Origin of the sequence: Thalassospira lucentensis (assembly GCF_032921865.1) — a bacterium.
Classification (GTDB): domain Bacteria; phylum Pseudomonadota; class Alphaproteobacteria; order Rhodospirillales; family Thalassospiraceae; genus Thalassospira; species Thalassospira lucentensis_A.
The window spans coordinates 1,968,427-1,990,818 of sequence record NZ_CP136684.1 but is presented as its reverse complement, the minus strand read 5'-3'; the positions used below and the strand labels follow the sequence as shown (position 1 = coordinate 1,990,818).

The window sequence follows — 22,392 nt, the reverse complement described above, 5'->3', positions numbered from 1 at the left end:
TTTTCGAGGCTTTTTACAACTATTTAATAATACCGGTTTTCCCGCCACAGGCGGATTTCGGTTTGGTGAAATCGACTTTAACGGACGAATCCCCGCTTTTTTCTTCAAACGCTGCCGTGCAACCGCGGGTCGATAACCTTCTTTTGCCATCAAAAAGTGTAATCGACATCACATTCGGGCCTTTCAGACGTCGATCACGAGCCTTCATGTCATCGCTCAGGAGATTTAAATGAAACTGCCCCGAATGATCAGCCTGCTGGTCGCTGGTGCCACCCTGCTGGCACCGATCAATGCCTTTGCATGCAGCAGCGGCTATTTCCGTTTTGTCGAAACCGGCACCGCAAGCCCCTTCGTGCCATCGGCCTCGCGCGCCTATTACGATGATCAGGATGAACCCGGCACCGCCATTTCCGTTTTTGTCGATCTGACATCGGCTGACTTCAAAGCCATGGCCGACAGCCGCCGCAATGTTTTTGGCGGCAAGACCACGGTTTATAAAATCGCCTGCGACGCGGTCACCGCCCCGCTGTCGGAAACCCCGGCCGAAGACGTGCCATCCGATAGCTGGATGAGTGCCGAGGGCATCAACCCGACGCATGCCTATCTCGAAGCCGACAATTTCAGCAGCGCCACCGTCGGCCCGAACAAGCAATCCATCCCGGCCTGGCTCACCAGCAAGTCCAGCAGGGTCTACAGCGCCAACTGATATCATCGCATCGGGTCACCCTACCGGTGGCCCGATCCGTCCGCCTGCCCAAGATGAGATACAAGATCAGACATGCGATCCGGTGCCATCGCCCTTGGCGGACCATTTCCGCGCCCGGTTGATCGCCATTTTCCCCTGCACTTCGCCATCAAGGTCGAGCCCGAACTGATCGGCCAGACGATACAGCAAAATCAAAACGTCTGCCGCCTCACGCCCGATTTCCGAAATATCCCGGTCCGCCACCGCCTCATCAAGCTCTTTCATTTCCAGCATCGCACGCGCAACAAGCGCCCGCGGATCGGCAACCGGGCCAAAAATCCCCTCGGCCCAGTCACATATGCTTTGCTGGCTTTCGCTCATGTTTGTTGAATTTTTAACATTCGTCATCAAATCTTATCCGTAATTCCGGCAAAACTCGGGATATCCATAACCCGCAATCACGACGGGAGACAACATATGGCACGACAGTGGGAGTTCGTGCAGACCGCCGGATCATTCAAATCCTGCATGGCTGCATATTTTACGCTGATTGTTGCACTATGCGCAGTCACCTTTTCCACCGTCTCACATGCCAGAACCCTGATCATCGAAGGCCTGTCCGAAGCCCCGCTGAAATGGATGGTCGATGGCGACCCGCGCGGGATTGATATCGACATCATGACCGAAGTCCTGAACGACATGGGCATCACCGATTACCGCTTTCAGCTTGTCGATAATGGCCGCCGCCTTCTGCATAATGCCCAGACCGGCAGCAGCGATATCGTCCTGACCCTGTCGCAAAACAGCGAACGCAGCCAGTATCTGAACTACCCCGAAGAAGCCCATCTTCTGCTTGATTGGCGCTTTGCCGTCCGGGCCGAGGACCGCGACCGGATCACCTTTAATGATTTTTCCGATCTCGCCCGTCACCGCGTGGGGGCGGCGGCGGAATATTCCTACACCGATACCTTCTGGCAGTCCGGGCTTGATATCGAAGTCGTCGCCAAGAACGATCTTCTGATCCCGATGCTGCTGGAAAACCGCTTTGATGTCGTGCCGGTCAATTACCTCAGCACGCTTTACGAAACCCTGCGCAACGGGCAGCGCGAAAAAATCGCCTTCATCTATCCGCCGCTACGCCGTGCGCCCTATTATAATGTCTTCTCAAAGGCATCCGACTATCCGGACAAGGACGCGTTTCTCAAACGCTATGACCAGATCATCAGCACCATGCGCAATGACGGCCGCCTTGCCTCCATCTTTCAGGATTACCTTGGCCCCGATGGTCTGGACTGGTGGCAATCCCAATATCAGAACTGACCCTACATGAAGCTGTATGGATCGATATCGATCTGCACCCGGACACTGCCCGGCGTTTTCACCTTCGATAACCAGTCATGGATCATCGCCTGCAACCGGACCTGCTTATCGGTGCGGATCAGGAATCGTCTGCGATACCGCCCGCGCAGCAACGATAACGGTGCCGGTGCCGGCCCCAGCACGACAATGCCATCCCCCCGCGGCGCTGCCCGCCCGATCCGCCATGCGGCTTCGTCGACCTCGTTTTCCTTTTTCCCCGAAATGATCAGGGCGGCCAATCTGCCATGCGGCGGCATGCCATGTGTCATGCGCTGGGATAACTCAATCTCGTTAAACGCATCGCGGTCGCCCGCTGCAATCGCCTTGATCACCCGGTTTGACGGATCGGCGGTTTGCAGCAAAACCGTGCCCGGTCGATCGCCACGCCCGGCACGCCCCGCCACCTGTGTCATCAACTGATAACTGCGTTCAGCCGCGCGCAAATCCCCGCCCGCAAGGCCCAGATCGGCATCAACCACCCCCACAAGGGTCAGCATCGGAAAATGATAGCCCTTGGCCAGAATCTGCGTCCCGATCAAAAGGTCCACTTCGTGATTATGCACCCGGTTGACCAGTTCGGCCGCGGCCTTCGGCCCGGCGATATTGTCCGATGTTGCGACCTCGATCCGGATTTGCGGGAATGTCTCGACCGCTTCCTCATAAAGCCGCTCCACCCCCGGCCCGCATGCCGCAAGCTTTTCCTCCGCCCCGCAGGCCGGGCAGCTATCGGGTGCCTTGGCCTGATAACCGCAATGATGGCATTGCAATTTGCCCCATGCCCGATGTTCCACCAGCCACGCCGTACAATTCGGGCACTGGAACCGGTGCCCGCAGGCCCGGCAAAGGGTCAGCGGCGCATAACCCCGCCGGTTCAGGAACAGCATCGCCTGTTCCCCGGCGGCAAATGTCTCCGCCAGCCGTTTTTTCAGGGTCGGCGTGATCCAGCGTTGCCGTTCCGGCTTATCCTGCCGGATATCGACAATCTCGACACTTGGCAAAACCGCCATGCCGTGCCGCTCCGAAAGCTCGACCCGCTCATACCGTCCGGCTTCCACATTCGCCAAAGTCTCCAGCGACGGGGTGGCGGACGCCAGAATGGCCGGAATCCCGCCCAGATGCGCACGCGCAACCGCCATATCGCGCGCATGATAAATCACGCCATCTTCCTGCTTGAAGGCATGTTCGTGTTCTTCATCGACCACGATCAGGCCCAGATTGGCATAGGGCAGAAACAGCGCGGACCGTGCCCCGACCACAAGCTTTGCCGATCCATCGGCCACCGCCCGCCATGTGTCACGCCGCCGCGCCTGCCCGACTTCGGAATGCCAAAGGGCCGGCTCAACACCGAATCGGTCGCGAAACCGCTGCAACCACTGCGCCGAAAGGGCGATTTCCGGCAACAGGACCACCACCTGCTTCCCGCTTTCCAACGCGGTGCGGATCGCTTCGAAATAAACCTCGGTCTTGCCCGACCCGGTCACACCATCAAGCAACGTGACCGAAAAACCATCTTCCGCCACCTTGGCACACAGCATATCCGCCGCACGTTCCTGTGCATCCGACAGATGCGGGCGCGGAATATCAAGGTCGGGGGCTTCAAACGGCGATGGCGGGGTCACCATCAAACGCCGCACCACGCCCGCCTCGACCAGCCCCTTGATCACACTGGCCCCGGCACCGGTTTCGCGCATGATATCGGCCTGTTCCATCGGTGGATGGTCGCGCAGAAACGCCATCACCCGCTTGCGCGGCGGCGTCATGCGAACGCTGGCATCCCCATCGCCTTCTGCCGGATCGGCAAGGGTAAATCGGAAAATCGGCTTGGGCGGCTCCAGCGCATCGGCAACACTCATCGCCATGCGCAGCACCGCACCCTGCGGCGCCATGGTATAGGCCGACACCCAATCGACGAACTTTCGCGTCACATCGGCCATCGGCGGTGCCTGCAAAACGCCATAAATTTCGCGCAGCTTGGCCGGATCGACGTCGCCTTTGGCCTTACCCCAGACGACGCCGCGCTGGGTCTGACGGCCCAGTGGAATTTCGACAAAGTCGCCGGGCTGAACGTTCAGGCCTTCGGGGACAAGATAATCATACGGGCCCGCCAATGGCAGCGGCGGCAGAACACTGATCGTTTCACCCGTTACCTGAAAGGCTGGATCATCATCAAACAGATTTCCCGATATGGCCTTTGCGGCGCTCATATATTATAAACCCCGTCAGGATGCCTCTGGGTTGGTCGCATGATTATGCATAACCGGCTTGTGGCACAAAAGAAAACGGTCCCACAGCACAGGGCGTCTGGTACCGTCATTTGAATGGAACCGGACCCTATCAGCTAACCGCATCATCGAACAACGATCTTCAAAAGCTCCTGAGCAGGAAATCCAATGAAGTTTTTCATCGACACCGCCGACATCGACGCAATCCGCGAAATCGCCAAATCCGGCCTCGTTGATGGCGTGACCACCAACCCGTCGCTGGTTGCCAAAACCGGCCGTTCGTTCCTTGATCTGATCAAGGAAATCTGTGACGTGGTTGACGGCCCGGTCAGCGCCGAAGTTGCTGCGACCGACTATGAAACCATGGTTGCCGAAGGCCGCAAACTTGCGAAAATCGCCGACAATGTCGTCGTCAAACTGCCGTTGACCCCGGATGGGCTCAAAGCCTGCCGCACCTTCACCGACGAAGGCATCCAGACCAACGTGACCCTTTGCTTCTCGGTCGGTCAGGCCATTCTGGCCGCCAAGGCCGGTGCGACCTATGTGTCGCCGTTCGTTGGCCGCCTTGACGATATTTCGTCCGATGGCATGCAGCTGATTGCCGACATCGCCGAAGTTTATAACAACTATCCGAACTGGCAGACCGAAATCCTTGTCGCGTCCGCACGCGGCCCGCAGCATGTTGTCGATTCGGCCCGTCTCGGTGCCGACGTCGTCACCATCCCGCCGCAGGTTCTTGGCCAGCTCTTCAAACACCCGCTGACCGACAAGGGTCTTGAAACCTTCGTCGCCGATTGGGCGAAAACCGGCCAGTCGATCCTCTAAGGTCGAAAACCCGGCTTTGATCGGTTTTATCACCGGTCCTTAACACGCATTTAACCCGGCAGCCCGCATTGTGGCTGCCGGGTTTTTCATTTCACTGCAAATTACCGGATCAGATGGAAAAGACAGCATTGCGCGCCGACGACGTCGCGGCCTACCTCGCCGAACATCCCGACTTTTTTGCCAACCGGCCGGACCTTCTCGACAGTCTGGACATGCCGGTGCGCGAACTGGGTTCCGGGGTTGCCGACATGCAGCAATATGTCGTCGCCCGCCTGCGCGATGAACGCGAAAAGCTGCGCGGCGCCACAAGCGAGCTGATCAACATTTCCAAATCCAACCTCGAAACCCAAAGCCGCATCCATCGTGCGGTTCTGGCCCTTCTCAATGCCCGCGGGTTCGAGGTTTTCGTCGAAGCCCTGCAGGATCTTGTGCCCGAACTGCTTGACCTTGATGCCATCGCATTGTGCTTTGAAGAAAGCGAAGATGCCCCGGTGCCGCGTTGCGGCGGCCGTGTCCGTCGCCTGACGGCCGGTGCAGTTGATCAGGTTCTGGGCGAGGAAAACGACGTCTGGCTTCTGCCCGACAATGCCGGGGACGAGGCGATTTTTGGCCCGCAGGCCGATAACATCCGGTCCGCCGCCATTGTCCGCCTCGCGCCGTTTTATGGCGACCCGGTCGGGCTTGTCGCATTCGGTGTGGCAGAACCCGATTATTTCAGCCCGGCACAGGCCCATGACCTGATCATGTTCCTGGCCTCCGTGATCGAATTTGGTGCCCGCCGATGGCTGACAGCGCCGCAATGAATAAGGGGCTTGTTGCCCTGACCCTGCCTGATGACGTGCGCGATGCCATTGCCGACTGGCGGCAATGGCTGTCTGCCGAACGCCGCGCATCGAACCACACCACCGAAAATTATCTTGCCGATCTCTATGCCTTCCTTGGTTTTGTCCGGGAACATCGCGGCGATACACCCGATATTGCCGATCTTCTCGCACTTAACCCGCGCGACTTCCGAAGCTGGCTGGCGCGGCGCAGCATGGATGGCATGGCCAAAAGCTCGACTGCCCGTGCGTTATCCTCGCTACGCAATTTCTATCGCTTCCTGGATCGCACCGGGCGCGGGCAAAATGCTGCGGTCAATTCGATCCGCAATCCGAAACTGCCACAATCGGTCCCCAAACCGCTAAGCCCGCAGGACGCCATCGCCGTCCTTGATAATGCCGGCGCGTGGCAGGATGAACCCTGGCTTGCCAAACGCAACCTTGCCCTTTTCACCCTGCTTTATGGCTGCGGGTTGCGCATATCCGAGGCACTGGACCTTAACGCCAATCAACGCCCGACGGGCGATTCGATGGTTATCACCGGCAAGGGCAACAAACAGCGCCTTGTCCCGGTTTTGCCGATCGTGCGCGACGCGATCGAGGATTATGTCCGCACCTGCCCCTATGCCCCGAACGGCAATGAACCGCTCTTTGTTGGTGCACGCGGCGGGCGGCTGGTCGCACAGGTCGCCCAACGCGAAATGCGCAAAATCCGTGGCCTTCTGAACCTGCCCGATACCGCCACCCCGCACGCCATGCGCCATTCCTTCGCCACCCACCTTCTGGCCGGTGGTGGTGATCTGCGCACCATTCAGGATCTGCTGGGCCACGCCTCGCTCTCGACCACCCAACGCTATACCTCGGTCGATACCGAACGCCTGATGGCTGTCTATCAGGGGACCCATCCCCGTGCGCGGCGTTGATCTGCCGCCACATCTTTCAAGAACGTTTGCCGCCTTCATGCGTTACGGACAAAGCAACCCAACATAAACGGGAGTCCGCCATGAAGCTTTTCCGAAGCCGCCGCTTTGACGCATCCTCACGCCACAGGCAGGTCTATAGCGCCTATGAAATCGCCTATACCTCGGTCGACTGGCTGGCTGCGGTCCTGTTTACCATCGGCAGCATCATGTTCCTCTATGGCGACCTGATGAAGGCCGGAACCTGGCTTTTCATCATCGGGTCCGTGTGTTTTGCCCTGCGGCCTACCATCCGGCTTGCCCGTGAACTGCATCTTGCCCGGCTGGGCGAGGCCGTCATGGAGCCCGGCAATTCCCCTGATTACCGCCGGGGCTGACCTCCCTTTCCCGGCAGGATTTCCACAATCGCGAAATTTGGGGTTCTTCGAAACGGCATTTCCCCCTTACACTGCGGGCAACTTGTTGAAATTCATCGGAGGAACCCCATGATCCTGCGCTCCAGCGACCCGTCACCCTTTGGCCGCAAGGTCAAAATCGTCGCCAAAATTCTTGGCATTTACGATCAGCTCACCATCGAAATGTCCAATACCAACGATCCGGAAGACACCCTGCGCAAACAGAACCCGCTGGGCAAAATTCCGATCCTGATCCTTGATGATGGCCGCAAGATTTTCGATAGCCGCGTAATCTGCGAATATCTTGACGCGCAGGTCGATGGCATCACCCTGCACCCGACCGAAAGCGACACCCGGTGGGAGGCATTGACCCTTCAGGCGCTTGGCGATGGTATCATCGATGCCTCGATCCTGCAGGTCTACGAACACCGCATGCGCCCCGAAGAAAAACGTTCATCCGACTGGCTTTCCTATCAGTCGGATAAGGTCAAACGCGCCATGGATCACCTTGACGCCAACCCGCCGTCGCTTGCCGGTGATCTGACCATCGGCCATGTCGCCCTTGCCTGTGCACTGGGCTATCTTGATCTGCGTTTTGACGGCAGATGGCGTGAAACTTACGGCGCCCTCGTCACATGGCTTGATGCCTTCCGTGCCCGCGTTCCGGCCTTTGATGCCACCGTTTTCAAGGGCTGACAGGACTTACACCCCGGTGCGGCTTAATCCTGCTTGCACCGGGTCGCTTTCGGATTACATCGCGATTTCACATTCACCGTCCGGAGAACAAGAATAAATGTCCCGCCTTAACAGCGTCATCCGCCGCCTGCAGGCCCAGCGCGACTGCCTGAATGCCGCCGCCGAAATGATCAAGGACCATGACGGTATTGTTCTTGAAATCGGGCTTGGCAATGGTCGCACCTTCGATCACTTGCGTGAAATCATGCCGGATCGCGAAATATTCGTCTTTGACCGTCAGATCGCCGCCCACCCCAAATGCATCCCCGATGATGATCACCTGTTTCTGGGCGACATTTTCGAAACCCTGCCAATGGCGGTTGAACGCTTTGCCGGCAAGGTCGCACTGGTTCATTCCGATGTCGGCACCGGGGACGAGGAACTCAATGCCAAAATCGCATCCTTCATCGGCAAAACCCTGCCTGCGGCCCTGATCAAGGGCGCGATTGTCGCCTCCGATCAGAAAATCGATGTGCCCGGCACCATTGCCGAACCGCTTCCCGAAGGCGTCCCGCAGGATCGCTATTTCTTCCGCCGTTATCAGGGCTAAAACCAGAAACCGCCCCTCATCAGGAATCCCGTCCGTGTCCAATGTACCCACCCCGGCCGCCTCGTCCCCCAGTGGTTCAACCCTTTCCGAGGCCGAGGCATTCCTTGCCAAATATCCCGATGTCGAGGCCATCGACATCATCCTGACCGATTTTCACGGCATCGGGCGCGGCAAGATGATCCGCCGTCATGAACTGGCCTCGATCTATAAATCCGGGCGCGGATTGCCGACCTCGATCTTCGGGCAGGACGTCACGGGCGAGGATGTTGATGATTGCGGTTTGGTACAGACCGGCGGCGGCGGCGATGGCCGGTGCTGGCCCGTGCCCGGAACGCTTGGCTATCTGCCCCACACGGGCCGGGGCCAGCTCCTGATCAGCATGTATAACGAGGACGCAACCCCGCACGATGTCGATCCGCGCAATGTGTTCCTCACTCAGGTCAACCGCGCCAATGCCCTTGGCTTTGTCCCGATGGGCGCGTTCGAACTGGAATTTTATCTGGTGGATCGCGAAGCCGACGCGGGCGGGCTTTATCATCCGGCATCCTATGCGATGACCAAACGCCGGTCATCGCTTCGCAACACCATGTCGGTCGATGAAATCGATGAAATGTCGCCGCTTTTTGATGCGGTATACGAGGGCGCCAAGCACCTTGATCTGACGCTTGAAACTCTGATTTCCGAATATGGTCCGGGCCAGTATGAAATGACGATCCGCTATCGCGATCTGATGCGCGCGGCCGACGATGTCATCATCGCCAAACGCCTGATCCGCACCTGCGCGCGCCGTTTCGGAATGGAAGCCGTCTTCATGCCCAAACCGTTCGGCACCGAAGCCGGTTCTGGCATGCACCTGCACCTCTCGCTGGCGGATGAAAACGGCAATAACCTGTTTGCCGATCAGCCGGACGGGAGCTTGAGCCCCCTTATGCTCAACGCCATCGGCGGCATTCGCGGCACCATCGGCGAAACCATGCTGATCTTGGCCCCCTTCATGAATTCATGGCGCCGCTTTGCATCCGCCATGTATTCCCCGGCATCCGATGACTGGGGTGTTGAAAACCGTACCGTGGCCCTGCGTGTGCCGGGCACACCGGGCAAGACGCGACATTTCGAACACCGCATCGCGGGCGTTGATGCCAATCCCTATCTGGTCGCCGCCGTAACCCTTGGGGCGGCCCTTGACGGCATCGAACACAAAACCGATCCCGGCAAGCCAAGCACCGATGAAATCGGCCATGACAAAGCCCCGAACGACCTGCCGCGTCACTGGCTGGACGCCATTGACCGCTTCGGTGCCTCCGATTTCAACAAACGCACGCTCGGCCCCCGCTTCCACACCGCCTTTACCCGCATAAAGCAGGCAGAATACGAACACATGGCGCTCAAGGTCAGTGCGGCGGAATGGGAATATTACGGGTTTTCGGTCTGAATGATGGGGCCGGTGTGCCGGTCAGGCTTTCCTGACCGGGGACCAGAATCAGAAGACGCGTTTGGCGCGGTTGTTGGATTTGTGCGCTGAAAACGCGACCCGCGGGCGGGAATCCATCATTTTCTGATCGCGCAGATGGGCGACTTCAAGATCGCGGGGATCGACATTCATCATGCGGATATCGCCCGCACGGTCCGCATTGGCATGCAGATGCATCTTGGTCGAAACCCACTGATAGGTCGGATAGGTCACGTTTTCCGGAAGCATCTCTTCGGTAATCACCTTATAGGCCCCGGCCGGCAGAACTTCCGCAAGCCCGCGCAGACTGAACGGCCGCGCAAAATTCAGGATTTTCGATGTGGTACGGTTTGTCAAAGTAGCTCCTACCGCGCAAGGGCGCGTTGATCCGGGAAAATCAACGGGATCATTCCCGTGGCCAGCTTTTCAGCTTTTGTTTTCCTCACGCGCGACGCTTGCGAATTCCTGATCGAACCCGCATTGCCACGTTTGATTTCAAACAAAAATTGAAATGACCATGAAATTTGGAAATAAATATCCAAGTCTGATCATATGAATATTTTTTGATTTTATACAACGAACATATTTTTTATTTTTATATCGCCTTGAATAGATACAGAAAACCATCGCACCGAAAATGATCCGGCGCGCGGCAATCCGATTTTATTTTGCGATTTATTTATCCGGCTCTTTAGCCCGGCGATGATCAGTAGCTCAGATCAAGCCCAAGCATACTGCCAAGCCCGAAGGTCACCGCCCCAAGGATAACAACCGCCAGCACGAAAATCGCGACCATCTTGGCGCTGGCGCGAAGGACAGCCCGCATGCCGATCTTCTTGCCCTGATCGTAATGCCACTTGATGGCAAAGAACATGCCCGTGCCCAACGCGACAACCTTGATCGTACCGAAAACGAACGGAACCCAATCCATATCAAAGACTTCCTAGTGCATCAGATCAGTGGGTTATGGCTGCATCCTGCGCAAATGCACACTTCGCGTTCTGCAACGCTGATATGTACCATCCGTCCCGGCTGGTTTGGCGCGCCGGATTCCTATTCGGCCTTCCTGCCCGCCATCGCCTGCAAATAGGCGATCACATCCCGGATTTCCGCATCCGAAAGCTGATCAGTCGTAAATCCATGCATCTGCATATCGGGCCAATGGCGCACCGATGCCGGATCACGGATCAGCATCACAAGCGCCTCGGGCTTGAAATAATCCACCGGGTTCATCGGCAGGTTAAGGTCCGGCCCCAGTTCGGTAATCCCCGCCCCGTTCATCCGGTGGCAGGCAAAACACTGATCAATGAAAACCGCCTGCCCGCTCTTGGCATCTTCCGCTGCATCGTCACCAAGTGCCAATTGCGGCCAACGTGCTGCCGGAAAGGCGGCATAACCGATTTTCGCCACCTGATAGGGCCACTGCTCCGACCGGATATGCGATACTGCCGCATCGACCCACACCAATGAAAACGGCCCGGCCGAAACCTCCTTGCCCGGCAGGTTCGGCCAGGGCGCATCTTCGGGTTCCACTGCAATCCACGCCTGCGCAGTTTCATCGCCATCAAGCAACACAAGCGGCAGGGGAATATTGGCAACAAACCCGTCAAGGGCGATAACCTCAAGCCCCGTCTCGCCGTCCACCGCGCCCGCATCCCCGATCAGGGACGCAACCGGCACCGCGCGATAGGTCATATCGCGCCCATAGGCCGCATCATCGGCAACCGTAATCTCGCGTGCCGCCGGATGGCTTAACAAGTCATCGGTCTGATAAACCGAAACCGCGCCTTTGGGCGTCGTCACCTGCAATTCCGCGGCACTGGCGGCCTTGCCCGCAACCGAAAGCAAAACACACAGCAGCAGCCAAACCCCATATCCCCGATACGATTTCATGCCCGGTCCCCTCTCTGGCGATCTGTGGCAAATTGTCCCGCAACAAGAATAGCATAACCGCCGCAAACTGATGATCGCGTATTCACAAATGCCGTCGCGAACGCATGGCTGCCCCTCATCGCCGCCCAATTCCTTGCCATACCGGCCCAATGGCGATATTCAGGTTTCAAACTGTCATTAACTTGCAATGCCGGGACCCGCTGCTTATCTCCGGCTTGCAACAGGCGAGATGAGACGACGCCATGAACCAGATTGCCACCATCGCCGAGGCGAAGCCCGGCGCAATGTCCGAGATGCAGATTGATCCCACCCTTGATCTTGAGGCGGAAATTGCCCGCCTGAAGAAAGAGAAAAACGCGATCATTCTGGCCCATTATTATCAGGACGGCGAAATTCAGGACCTGGCCGACTTTGTCGGCGACAGCCTTGATCTTTCGCGCAAGGCCGCCGAAACCGATGCCGATGTCATCGTGTTCTGCGGTGTCCGCTTTATGGCCGAGGTCGCCAAAATCCTCAGCCCGAACAAAACCGTCCTGCTGCCCGACTCAAAGGCCGGCTGCTCGCTCGAAGATTCGTGCCAGCCCGAACCGTTCCGCAAATTCCGCGAACAGCATCCCGACCACGTATCGGTCACCTATATCAACTGCTCGGCCGAGGTTAAGGCCGCATCCGATATCATCGTGACCTCGTCGAATGCGGCTGAAATCATCGATCAGATTCCGCTTGATAAACCGATCCTGTGGGCACCGGACCGCCATCTTGGCAGCTATCTGGCGAAAAAAACCGGCCGTGACATGACGCTGTGGAACGGCTCGTGCATCGTGCATGAACAGTTTTCCGAACGCGAACTGATCCGCCTTAAAACCCAGAACCCGGATGCGAAAATCGCCGCACACCCGGAATGCCATGACGGCATTCTGAAACATGCCGATCACATCGGATCGACGCGCGCCATTCTGGAATATGTGATCAACGGCCCGGATCAGAAATACCTGATCGCGACCGAACCCCACATCATCCACCAGATGGAAAAAGCCGCCCCGCACAAGGAATTCATTCCCGTGCCGGGTGCTGATGGCTCGTGTGCGTGCAACAATTGCCCGTTCATGGAACTGAACACGCTGGAAAAACTCTATCTGTGTCTGGTCAATAACGGCCCGCAGATCATCATGCCCGAAGATTTGCGTGTTGCCGCCGTCAAACCGCTTGAACGGATGCTGGAAATGTCAAAAGGCATTCCGCTCAAAAAGGATCACGCGGCCTAACGCCCACCCGATTAGCAGCCCCGCAGCAACTTGCGGGGCTGTTTTCCATCCCCATCCCACAAAGAATGCGGCCCCACCATGACCGTCCTGACCCCGGCTGAAATTTCGGACTTCATCGACCGCGCCTTTGCCGAGGATATCGGCACCGGCGACATCACATCGGACAATGTCATCCCCGCCGATGCGCGCCTGCGCGTCGCGCTTGAAACGCGCGAGGATATCGTGGTCGCCGGTCTGGACATTGCCCTTGAATGTTTCCGCAAACTGGTTCCCGACGCCAAAATCACCAAACATTGCGAAGACGGCGATGCGATTGCCGCCAAGGACGTGCTTGCCGTTGTCGAAGGCAATGCGCGCGGCATCTTGACCGCCGAACGCACCGCGCTAAATACCCTGCAACATCTGTCTGGCATCGCCACCACCACGCGCACCTATGTCACGGCGATGGGCGATACGACGGCTAAATTGCTTGATACCCGCAAAACCCTTCCGGGCTGGCGCAAGATGGAAAAATACGCCACCCGCATGGGGGGGGCTCAGAACCACCGCATGGGCCTTTATGACGGTGTGATGATCAAGGATAACCATATCGGCGTTGTCGGCTCGATCACTGAATGCGTGAAATCCGCACGCGCGGCCAACCTGCCCAAGATCGAAGTCGAATGCGATACGCTCGATCAGGTCAAGGAAGCCACCGACGCCGGTGCCGATATCATCCTGCTTGATAACATGGGGCCCGATATGCTCCGCCAGGCCGTCGCGATTGTCGCGGGTCGCTGCAAGACAGAGGCATCGGGTGGTGTAAACCTTCAGACCATCGGGGCGATTGCCGCCACGGGTGTTGATTATGTTTCGGTCGGGCGCATCACCCAATCGGCCCCGGCGGTCGATATCGGGCTGGATGTTGCCATTCTCTGACCGGGGCGGATCACGATGAACGCTATCAGACCGGCCCCCAAACTTGTCGAAACCGCCAACTGGATTTTCCGCGATGGCGGCAAAATCCTGTCGGTGCGCAGCCACGGGCGGGACCGTTTTTACCTGCCCGGCGGCAAGATTGATGCGGATGAAACCGCCATCGAAGCCCTGATCCGTGAAATCCGCGAAGAACTCGGCGTGACGCTGATCGAAAAATCCATTCGTCCGCTTGGGCTTTATGCCGGTCGCGGCCATAACCAGCCATCCGGGGTTATTGTCCGCATGCAATGCTTCGCCGCGCGCTTTACCGGCACCCTGACCCCATCACGCGAAATCGCCGAAATGCGCTGGCTCTCGCAGCGCGACCGTCACCTGATGGCCCCGATGGGCCAAAAGATCACGGCCGCCCTTTTCGATATTTAATACCGCCCGATTACCCGCTTATCGCGGTCCATCCGCATCCGGATCACCCCCGGCATCGGGGATGCTGCGCGCAGCCGCATCCTTGTCGCGGTTTTCGTCCTTAGCGACGGATGGCGGTGCGGCCGGGTCGGTCCCATCGCCCTCACTCGCGTCAGGGATTTCATCCTTCGCCTCGATCACCGGCTTGGGGTTGCCATGCCCGGCATCGCGGATGGCGGCTGCCAGTTTCTCGATATCGCGGAAATGCACATCCTGCTGCGGGAACGGGATTTCAACGCCCTCGGCCCGGAACCGTTCAAGAATTTCGAACCGCACCGCACTGCCCACCGCCAGAACATCACCGATATCGCGCAGGAAATAGCGCAATTCGAAATCAAGCGAGCTGGCCCCGAAATCGATAAACACCACCTGCGGTGCCGGATAGCTGAGAATCTCGCGGCGCTTGTCCGCGATCTCAAGCAGGATTTCCCGCACCTTGTTGGCATCCGATCCATACGAAACCCCGATCCGGATAATCCCGCGTCCGCTGCGGTCCTTAAGCGTCCAGTTCATCACCCGGTTGGAAATCAGTTCGGAGTTCGGGATCACCACCGATGACCGGTCAAAGGTTTCGATCTCGGTCGCGCGCACCCGGATATCCTTGACCAGACCCTGATCGGCCCCGACCACGATCCAGTCCCCCACCTTGATCGGCCGTTCGATCAGAAGGATCAGGCCCGACACAAAGTTACTCACGATACTTTGCATGCCAAAACCGATACCGACCGAAATCGCACCGGCAATGATCGCAAGGTTGGACAAATCCATGCCCGCCGCCGAAATCGCCAGCAACACCGCAAGGCAGATCCCGACATAACCGAAAATCGCCGAAACCGAATGCTGCAAGCCCTGATCAAGCTTGGTATTGGGCAGAACCCTTGTGTTGAGCATCCGCTGGAAAAACCGCATCACGCCCAGAACCGCAAGGAACAGCAAAATCGCGATCAGAATGGCGCGGAGCGAGAAATTGATCCCGCCAACCTGTATCCCGATAAATGCCTTCTCGGCGGCATCAAGCAGGTCCGCCCACGCGATATCGGTAAAGATCAGAACCGCCAAAGGCACGGCAATCGTGAACATCACGACATCAATCGTCACGCGTAACCAGAAATAAAGCGTGCCATGCACCGCATCGCTGGTCCCGTCATCATCAGGGGACGACGGCCGCACCAGATAGGTATGAACCAGCGCGCGCGCATAGCCACGCAGCAGCCAGTAACTGGTGACGAACGCCATCGCCATCATCAGGTTTTCAAGGATAAAGCGCGCAAGTGCGACATAACCCAGAACACTAAGCACCGGCAGCAGGATCGACACGCTTCGCAATCCGCGGCGCAAACGTCTTTCAACCTTGGCCCATAATTCATGCCGGTCCGGCCCGCCATGTTCCCAGAACACGCCAAGCGAACTGACAAACAGGATGATCGAAATCAGGAAAACGTTCGAAACACTCTGCACCAGCGCGATTTCAAGCGACGTGCCAAGCGTGGTCGCGCCTTGCAGCAACACCAGATCGGATGCGTAAATCACCGCCGCAAACAACGACAGTATCCCGATAACCCGCGATCCGGTTTCCGTCGTTCCGGCGCGCCGCATGCCCGGTGAAAACGGGGAATAGATGCTGCGGATCGCCGCCCCGACAAACAGCAGGAACAAAAGGGCTGCAAAACACTGATAGACAAAATCGCCCATACTGCCGACCAGAAGGTCCGGCTGCCGGTCCACCATCTGATAGGCCACCAGCAACGCCACCCCGGGCACCAGTGCGGTAAACACGAACCGCGTCCCCGATATCAGCGACACCCGGTCTTCCTTGGGCGCATTGCGCCATCGTTCCGGCAACCAGCGCAGGACAACAACCTCGCCCCCGATCAGGGCCGCCATCACCACAAAGGTCAGCAACACAAGACCCGGCGCAATTTCGCTCAACTGGTCGCCAATCGGCCCTTCAAGATCAAGGTCGGCATACCGGCTGCGCACCATATCGGGCAGTTCGATGGCACCAGACCACACCTGCCCCCAGCTTTCCGCGTCCCACGGCACATCAACCCGGCCCAGAATGCGGCGGGTAAATCTTTCGCGTGAAATCTGCGCCAGCCGGTCGGAAATTTCGGTCGCACGGAAATCAACCAGTTCACCCTGTTTGATCACGCCGCTGATCTCGGCGATATCCTTGTTCAACCGTTCGCGTTCCTCGGCAACGGCGGGGGCTTCGGTTTTGCCCTCGGCCGGGGGTTCGCCCAGTTTGCCAAGGGCGGTATTCAACCGGTTCAAGCGGTCCGCCGCACTCGATTGCAGGGTCGCGGCCCCTTCGGTCACCTCTTCAACCGTCGACCGGCTTTCATTCAACAGCCGGCCGGTAATCTCGTCGGAATTCAGGGCCGTATCGACCTCGTCCAGACGGTCATTCCAGCCCGATATCAGTTTCTGGCTTTTTTCCAGTTCGATTTTCTGGGTTTTTTCCTGCGGGACATCCTGCGCACTCGCGCTGCCGCCGATCAGGAAGGCCGACATTATTGTCGCCATAATCCAAAACAAAATAGGACGAACTGTCGTCATGATAGATATTCCATGCTGATCCCTGTCGGGCCGGTGACCGAAACCCGTTTTTCCTGATTTGCAAACAGGTTACACTGTCCGCGATAACGAATCACGTACCGTTTCGTTCCCGAACCGGTACCATGCCTGTCCCGGCCTTTCCGGCCCGCAAAGTAGCGCACCAGACGGAGCCCGCCCGATGTCCTCATCCGCCCTGATCAATGCTTTCATCCTCGATAGTGACGGCAAGGGAACCTCCCTTGAATGGCAGGACATCGTCAAATCCCTTCCCCAGACAGGTGAAAACCAGTTTCTATGGGTGCATCTCGACTGGATGGCGGAAGGTGTCCGGCGCTGGCTGATCGATATTGTCGGGCTCGATCCCACCATCGCCGATGGCCTGTCCACTCGCGGCACCCGGCCATCCGTCTTCTTTTACGATCATGGCTATTCGATGAATTTGCGCGGGGTAAATCTGAATGCCGAAAATGATCCCGCCGATATGATTTCGGTGCGCTTCTGGGTATCGGGCAATATGGTGATTACGCTGCGCAATCAGTCGCTAAAGGCGTTTGACGATATCCGAAGCGCGATTGCGCAGGACAACGCACCGCGCAATCCCGATGATTTTGTCCTGACCGTTGCCGAACGGCTGGTTTTCCGGGTCGATAATGTCGTGCGCGGGCTTGAAGAAAACGTCGACACCATCGAAGACGATCAGGAAGACACCCCGGAAAACAAAACCCTGTCATTGCGCCGCCGCTGTTCGGATGTCCGTAATCAGCTTTCGCGTCTGCGCCGTCATCTGTCCCCACAACGCGATGCGCTGGGACAATATGTCGAACAGAAAACCGCATGGCTTGATAAACGCTACAAACGGCGTGCGCGAACGCTGACCGATAAAACCATCCGTCTGGTCGAAGAATTTGATTCCCTTCGCGAACGCATCCAGATCGTCAATGAAAACATGATGGCGCTGGAAACCGAACGCATGAACCGCACCATGTACTGGCTGACGGTGATTGCCGGTCTGTTCCTGCCGATCAGCTTCGTGACCGGGCTTCTGGGCATCAATGTCGGCGGGGTTCCGGCGGCTGAAAACCCGTTTGGCTTTATCGGCGTTTCCATCATTCTCGCCGTCATCGTCGTTTTTGAAATCTGGCTGTTCAAAAAGATGCGTCTGGTCTGAACCCGCTGATGAACCCTCTGAGCCACCCGGTCTTTTGCACATGATGCAATCAAGCCATGCGACACAGCCTTGTTGCATTGCAAAGCGGCTTGGCGCTATGACTTTGACCATCCGCCCTTATTCACCTTCACTGCATGACGAGATCCTTGATGACCGACGGCCCGCTTTCACGTTACCGCGCGAAAATCACAGCGGGCGAACTGTCCCATGATCCGATGCAGGAACTCTGTGCGGAAAAACTGCAAAGCCTGTTCAAGGCGCTGAACCATTACGAACCGCACACCGGTTCGGGCGGCTGGCGCGAACGGTTTGGCCTAACGCGCCGCCGCGAAGAACCCGAACCACCGCAGGGCCTGTATATTTATGGCGAGGTCGGGCGCGGCAAATCGATGCTGATGGATCTGTTTTACGAAACCGTCGCGGTCGATCGCAAACGCCGGGTGCATTTCCACGATTTCATGCAGGATGTGCATGATCGCATGCACCGTTTCCGCAAAACCAAATCAAAGGACGATGCCGACCCGATCCCCCCGATTGCAAAGGATCTGGCCAAGGATGCGTGGCTTCTGTGTTTTGATGAAATGCAGGTCACCGACATCACCGATGCAATGATTCTGGGCCGCCTGTTCGAACAGCTTTTCGATCATGGCGTGGTGATTGTCACCACATCCAACCGCATGCCCGATGATCTCTATAAGGACGGCCTGCAACGCCAGAACTTCCTGCCCTTCATCGACATGATCAAACAGAAACTTGATGTGCTCGAACTGGCAAGCCCGACCGATTACCGCATGCGCAACCTGACGGCCGCCGATGTCTTCCTGTTCCCGGCCGGGCCGGATGCGAAAGCCAAAATTGACGAGATGTTCGCAACCGTCACCGAAGGCGCACGCGTCGCCCCCGACAGCCTGACCAACAAGGGCCGCAAGATCGAAATTTCCGCCGCCGGGGCCGGTGTGGCGCGCTTCACCTTTGATGAACTTTGCACCAAGCCGCTGGGTCCGGGCGATTACATCGCGATTGCCACCCATTTCCACACCATCGTCATTGACCTGATCCCGAAACTGCCGGACTCGCGGCGCGACTGGGCCAAACGGTTCGGAACCCTGGTCGATGCGATGTATGAACATAAAACCAAGCTGATCTGCGCGATTGAATGCGATCCGTCGGAAATCTATACCGACGGCGATTATTCATTTGAATTTCAGCGCACCGTGTCGCGCCTGACCGAAATGCGCAGTCAGGAATATCTCGACATGCCGCATCTGACGTAACACCCGAACGGGGCACGCTTCGGGCGAATTTGAACGCCTCAAAAACGACTCCACCCACACAGGTTTAATTTCGGCACAAAAAATCACCATCAGGTGATGGTTGGCATGCCGATTCTTGCGTCTGGCGTGCAATTGGCTTTGCGAAAATGCAGAATCTGCTTCAATGGGCTTTTCCTCATGCCCCGCCTGCCGCATGGCAGATGGCCGTTTCCTGCAAGGCTGGACGCCAGAAGATAAGATCATGCGCATCAATTCGCGGCAAAAGCGTGTTGTGCCTTTCCTTTAGGCAGCGCCAAGGCGCAAACAGGCTTTGGTTTTGCTGCCGATTTGCATTTATTCGCATCTGCAACATGATCGGTTTTTAAGCGTTTAGACAATAGTTGCAACAAACCGGGAACCGGCGGTTTTCCTCGTGAAAACAGCGGCGTTTCCCCTTGTAAAAGCGGCCGAATCAGTTTACGACACTCGGTGTTTACGAACGATTCTTTCGCGTTCGCAGGTTTAAATTTTCAATCGCGCTCCCAAGTTGAGTTTCGACGCCTCGGAAGCGCAATAGGGAAGAAGGTAACGGAATGGCCCGCAACAAGATCGCGCTCGTCGGTGCCGGCAATATTGGTGGTACTCTGGCCCACCTCGTCGGCCTGAAAGAGCTTGGCGACGTCGTCCTTTTCGACATCGTTGATGGCATGCCACAGGGCAAGTCTCTCGACATTGCTGAATCCTCCCCCGTCGACATGTTTGATGCCGACCTCAAGGGCACCAGTGACTATAAGGACATCGCAGGCGCTGATGTCGTTATCGTGACTGCCGGTGTGGCCCGCAAACCGGGTATGAGCCGTGATGACCTCATCGGCATCAATACCAAGGTCATGACCCAGGTTGGTCAGGGCATCAAGGAACATGCCCCGGACGCATTCGTCATCGTCATCACCAACCCGCTTGATGCGATGGTCTGGGTGATGCAGCAGGCAACCGGCTTCGATCCGAAGAAAGTTGTCGGCATGGCTGGCGTTCTGGACTCTGCCCGCTTCCGTTACTTCCTCGCCGAAGAATTCAATGTATCGGTCAAGGATGTCACCGCCTTCGTTCTTGGCGGTCACGGCGATACCATGGTCCCGTCGATCCGTTATTCGACCGTTGCCGGCATCCCGGTTCCCGACCTGATCAAAATGGGCTGGACCACCCAGGAAAAGATCGACCAGATCGTTCAGCGCACCCGTGACGGTGGTGCTGAAATCGTCGCTCTTCTGAAAACCGGTTCCGCTTTCTACGCCCCGGCTGCTTCGGCAATCGCGATGGCGGAAAGCTACCTGAAAGACCAGAAACGCGTCATGCCGGTTGCCGCCTACCTTAGCGGTGAATACGGCGTTGACGGCCTTTATGTCGGCGTCCCGGTTGTTCTGGGCGCAGGCGGTGTTGAACGCATCGTCGAAATCAATCTCGACGAGTCCGAAAAGGCAAACTTCGACAATTCCGTGAACGCTGTTCGCGGCCTCGTCGAAGCTGCCAAGGGCATGCTCTAAGATCGCGAAGCGGGCTGGTCAGTGACCGGCCCGTTTTTCATTCATTGTCGTTATTATAACGTCAATGAACGCGGGCCTCGCAACAACGTCCCCTTTTTGACAGGGACATTGAAACCACGATTTCTGACCCACAGGAAATCGTACGGAAGGCAAGAAAGCGACCGAACATGAATATTCATGAGTACCAGGCGAAAGAAATTCTTCGCAAATACGGTGTGACCGTGCCGAACGGCAAGGTTGCCTACACCGCTCAGGAAGCCACCGAAGCTGCCCAGTCCTTGGCTGGTCCGGTTTACGTGGTGAAATCCCAGATCCATGCAGGCGGCCGCGGCAAAGGCACCTTCAAGGAAGCAACCGCTGGCGATAAAGGCGGCGTTCGCGTCGTCAAAAGCGTCGAGGAAGTCGGCACCAATGCCGGTCAGATGCTCGGCGCCACTCTGGTCACCCACCAGACCGGCCCGGATGGCAAGGAAGTCAAACGCGTCTATATCGAAGAAGGCTGCGACATCGCACGCGAACTCTATCTTTCGCTGCTTGTTGACCGTGCCACTTCGCGCGTGATCTTCATGGCCTCCACCGAAGGCGGCATGGACATCGAAGAAGTTGCCGAAGCAACCCCGGAAAAGATCGTCACCGTTGACATCGATCCGGCTGCCGGCTTCTCGGGCTTCCATGGTCGCAAACTGGCATTCGCGCTGGGTCTCGAAGGCAAACAGGTTTCCAAGGCCGTCAAATTCATGACCGCCATGTATAACTGCTTCCTCGAAACCGATGCGGCCATGGTTGAAATCAACCCGCTGGTCGTCACCGGTGATGGCGACATCATCGCGCTCGATTGCAAAATGAACTTCGACGACAACGCGCTGTTCCGTCATCCGGACATCGAAGAACTGCGCGACGAAGACGAAGAAAACCCGGCCGAGCTTGAAGCTGCAAAACACAGCCTCAACTACATCAAGCTCGATGGCACCATCGGCTGCATGGTCAACGGCGCAGGCCTTGCCATGGCAACCATGGACATCATCAAGCTTTATGGCGGCGCACCGGCAAACTTCCTCGATGTTGGCGGCGGGGCCACCAAGGAACGCGTTACGACCGCGTTCAAGCTGATCCTGTCTGACCCGAATGTCGAAGGCATCCTGGTCAACATCTTTGGCGGCATCATGCGTTGTGACGTGATCGCAGACGGCGTTGTGGCAGCAGCCCGCGAAGTCAGCCTGAACGTTCCGCTGGTCGTTCGCCTCGAAGGCACCAATGTCGAACTTGGCAAGAAAATCCTCGAAGAATCGGGTCTGCCGATTGTTTCGGCCGACAACCTTGCCGATGCCGCCGAAAAGGTGGTCAAAGCTGTGAAGGAGGCCGCGTAAC

The 22,392-nt window shown here is 57.5% G+C and carries 22 protein-coding genes; 16 read left to right on the top strand and 6 right to left on the bottom strand.

Annotation, left to right across the window (positions count from 1 at the left end; translation table 11 throughout):
* The first annotated feature begins 229 nt into the window (after positions 1-229).
* A complete protein-coding gene (locus tag R1T41_RS09800; protein ID WP_297207157.1) occupies positions 230-706 on the top strand; it encodes a hypothetical protein in 477 nt (158 codons plus the stop codon).
* Between the two features lie 66 nt (positions 707-772).
* Here R1T41_RS09800 and R1T41_RS09795 read toward each other — a convergent pair whose 3' ends face one another.
* A complete protein-coding gene (locus R1T41_RS09795) occupies positions 773-1,093 on the bottom strand; it encodes a nucleotide pyrophosphohydrolase (RefSeq protein WP_197468318.1) in 321 nt (106 codons plus the stop codon).
* 69 nt (positions 1,094-1,162) lie between these two features.
* Here R1T41_RS09795 and R1T41_RS09790 point away from each other — a divergent pair, with 69 nt between their 5' ends.
* Entirely contained in the window at positions 1,163-2,005 is an 843-nt protein-coding gene (locus R1T41_RS09790; RefSeq protein WP_317341414.1) for an ABC transporter substrate-binding protein, read from the top strand.
* A 2-nt stretch (positions 2,006-2,007) separates the two neighbouring features.
* On the opposite strand, the gene R1T41_RS09785 is transcribed toward R1T41_RS09790, so the two are convergent.
* The gene (locus R1T41_RS09785) at positions 2,008-4,248 is read right to left on the bottom strand and encodes a primosomal protein N' (RefSeq protein ID WP_317341413.1); all 2,241 of its coding nucleotides are present in this window, start codon (positions 4,246-4,248) and stop codon (positions 2,008-2,010) included.
* A gap of 186 nt (positions 4,249-4,434) precedes the next feature.
* Between R1T41_RS09785 and fsa the strand changes: the two genes are divergently transcribed.
* The 7 genes from fsa to R1T41_RS09750 all read left to right on the top strand — a co-directional run bounded on the left by fsa (position 4,435) and on the right by R1T41_RS09750 (position 9,944).
* Complete coding sequence (gene fsa, locus R1T41_RS09780; protein WP_037990470.1) at positions 4,435-5,091, top strand: fructose-6-phosphate aldolase; 657 nt, start codon at positions 4,435-4,437, stop codon at positions 5,089-5,091.
* Positions 5,092-5,204: 113 nt separating this feature from the next.
* Positions 5,205-5,894, top strand: a complete 690-nt coding sequence (locus tag R1T41_RS09775) for a DUF484 family protein (protein ID WP_062953212.1) — start codon at positions 5,205-5,207, stop codon at positions 5,892-5,894.
* The gene (locus R1T41_RS09770; RefSeq protein ID WP_317341412.1) at positions 5,873-6,835 is read left to right on the top strand and encodes a tyrosine recombinase XerC; all 963 of its coding nucleotides are present in this window, start codon (positions 5,873-5,875) and stop codon (positions 6,833-6,835) included. The genes R1T41_RS09775 and R1T41_RS09770 overlap by 22 nt, the downstream gene beginning before the upstream one ends.
* Before the next feature lie 80 nt (positions 6,836-6,915).
* Positions 6,916-7,209 (top strand): YrhK family protein, encoded by a 294-nt coding sequence (locus R1T41_RS09765; RefSeq protein WP_317341411.1) that lies wholly within the window; start codon positions 6,916-6,918, stop codon positions 7,207-7,209.
* A 108-nt stretch (positions 7,210-7,317) separates the two neighbouring features.
* Positions 7,318-7,923, top strand: coding sequence for a glutathione S-transferase N-terminal domain-containing protein (locus tag R1T41_RS09760; protein WP_317341410.1), 606 nt, complete (start codon positions 7,318-7,320; stop codon positions 7,921-7,923).
* 97 nt (positions 7,924-8,020) lie between these two features.
* Positions 8,021-8,512: a class I SAM-dependent methyltransferase gene (locus tag R1T41_RS09755; RefSeq protein WP_097051349.1), complete on the top strand. Its 492-nt coding sequence runs from the start codon at positions 8,021-8,023 to the stop codon at positions 8,510-8,512.
* A 34-nt stretch (positions 8,513-8,546) separates the two neighbouring features.
* Positions 8,547-9,944: a glutamine synthetase family protein gene (locus tag R1T41_RS09750; RefSeq protein WP_317341409.1), complete on the top strand. Its 1,398-nt coding sequence runs from the start codon at positions 8,547-8,549 to the stop codon at positions 9,942-9,944.
* 48 nt (positions 9,945-9,992) lie between these two features.
* Here R1T41_RS09750 and R1T41_RS09745 read toward each other — a convergent pair whose 3' ends face one another.
* The 3 genes from R1T41_RS09745 to R1T41_RS09735 all read right to left on the bottom strand — a co-directional run bounded on the left by R1T41_RS09745 (position 9,993) and on the right by R1T41_RS09735 (position 11,855).
* On the bottom strand, positions 9,993-10,319 hold the full coding sequence (locus R1T41_RS09745) for a hypothetical protein (RefSeq protein ID WP_062959359.1): 327 nt from the start codon (positions 10,317-10,319) through the stop codon (positions 9,993-9,995).
* Between the two features lie 349 nt (positions 10,320-10,668).
* On the bottom strand, positions 10,669-10,893 hold the full coding sequence (locus tag R1T41_RS09740; protein ID WP_062953205.1) for a hypothetical protein: 225 nt from the start codon (positions 10,891-10,893) through the stop codon (positions 10,669-10,671).
* A gap of 122 nt (positions 10,894-11,015) precedes the next feature.
* On the bottom strand, positions 11,016-11,855 hold the full coding sequence (locus tag R1T41_RS09735) for a cytochrome c (protein WP_317341408.1): 840 nt from the start codon (positions 11,853-11,855) through the stop codon (positions 11,016-11,018).
* 242 nt (positions 11,856-12,097) lie between these two features.
* On the opposite strand from R1T41_RS09735, the gene nadA reads away from it, so the two are divergent.
* From nadA to R1T41_RS09720, 3 genes are all read left to right on the top strand, one after another.
* Positions 12,098-13,120, top strand: a complete 1,023-nt coding sequence (gene nadA, locus R1T41_RS09730) for a quinolinate synthase NadA (RefSeq protein WP_097051352.1) — start codon at positions 12,098-12,100, stop codon at positions 13,118-13,120.
* Positions 13,121-13,198: 78 nt separating this feature from the next.
* The gene (gene nadC / locus R1T41_RS09725; protein WP_317341407.1) at positions 13,199-14,038 is read left to right on the top strand and encodes a carboxylating nicotinate-nucleotide diphosphorylase; all 840 of its coding nucleotides are present in this window, start codon (positions 13,199-13,201) and stop codon (positions 14,036-14,038) included.
* 15 nt (positions 14,039-14,053) lie between these two features.
* Positions 14,054-14,461: an NUDIX domain-containing protein gene (locus R1T41_RS09720; RefSeq protein ID WP_317341406.1), complete on the top strand. Its 408-nt coding sequence runs from the start codon at positions 14,054-14,056 to the stop codon at positions 14,459-14,461.
* 18 nt (positions 14,462-14,479) lie between these two features.
* On the opposite strand, the gene R1T41_RS09715 is transcribed toward R1T41_RS09720, so the two are convergent.
* Complete coding sequence (locus R1T41_RS09715) at positions 14,480-17,026, bottom strand: mechanosensitive ion channel domain-containing protein (protein ID WP_317341405.1); 2,547 nt, start codon at positions 17,024-17,026, stop codon at positions 14,480-14,482.
* Positions 17,027-17,237: 211 nt separating this feature from the next.
* Between R1T41_RS09715 and R1T41_RS09710 the strand changes: the two genes are divergently transcribed.
* The 4 genes from R1T41_RS09710 (at position 17,238) to sucC (ending at position 22,391) form a co-directional block, all read left to right on the top strand.
* Positions 17,238-18,227 carry a CorA family divalent cation transporter gene (locus tag R1T41_RS09710; RefSeq protein ID WP_062953200.1) on the top strand — a complete coding sequence of 330 codons (990 nt, stop codon included), beginning with the start codon at positions 17,238-17,240 and terminating at the stop codon, positions 18,225-18,227.
* 149 nt (positions 18,228-18,376) lie between these two features.
* Positions 18,377-19,501, top strand: coding sequence for a cell division protein ZapE (zapE, locus tag R1T41_RS09705; protein WP_062959364.1), 1,125 nt, complete (start codon positions 18,377-18,379; stop codon positions 19,499-19,501).
* 572 nt (positions 19,502-20,073) lie between these two features.
* Positions 20,074-21,024: a malate dehydrogenase gene (mdh, locus tag R1T41_RS09700; protein WP_007089203.1), complete on the top strand. Its 951-nt coding sequence runs from the start codon at positions 20,074-20,076 to the stop codon at positions 21,022-21,024.
* Positions 21,025-21,161: 137 nt separating this feature from the next.
* Positions 21,162-22,391, top strand: coding sequence for an ADP-forming succinate--CoA ligase subunit beta (gene sucC / locus R1T41_RS09695; protein WP_258547382.1), 1,230 nt, complete (start codon positions 21,162-21,164; stop codon positions 22,389-22,391).
* Position 22,392 lies beyond the last annotated feature (1 nt).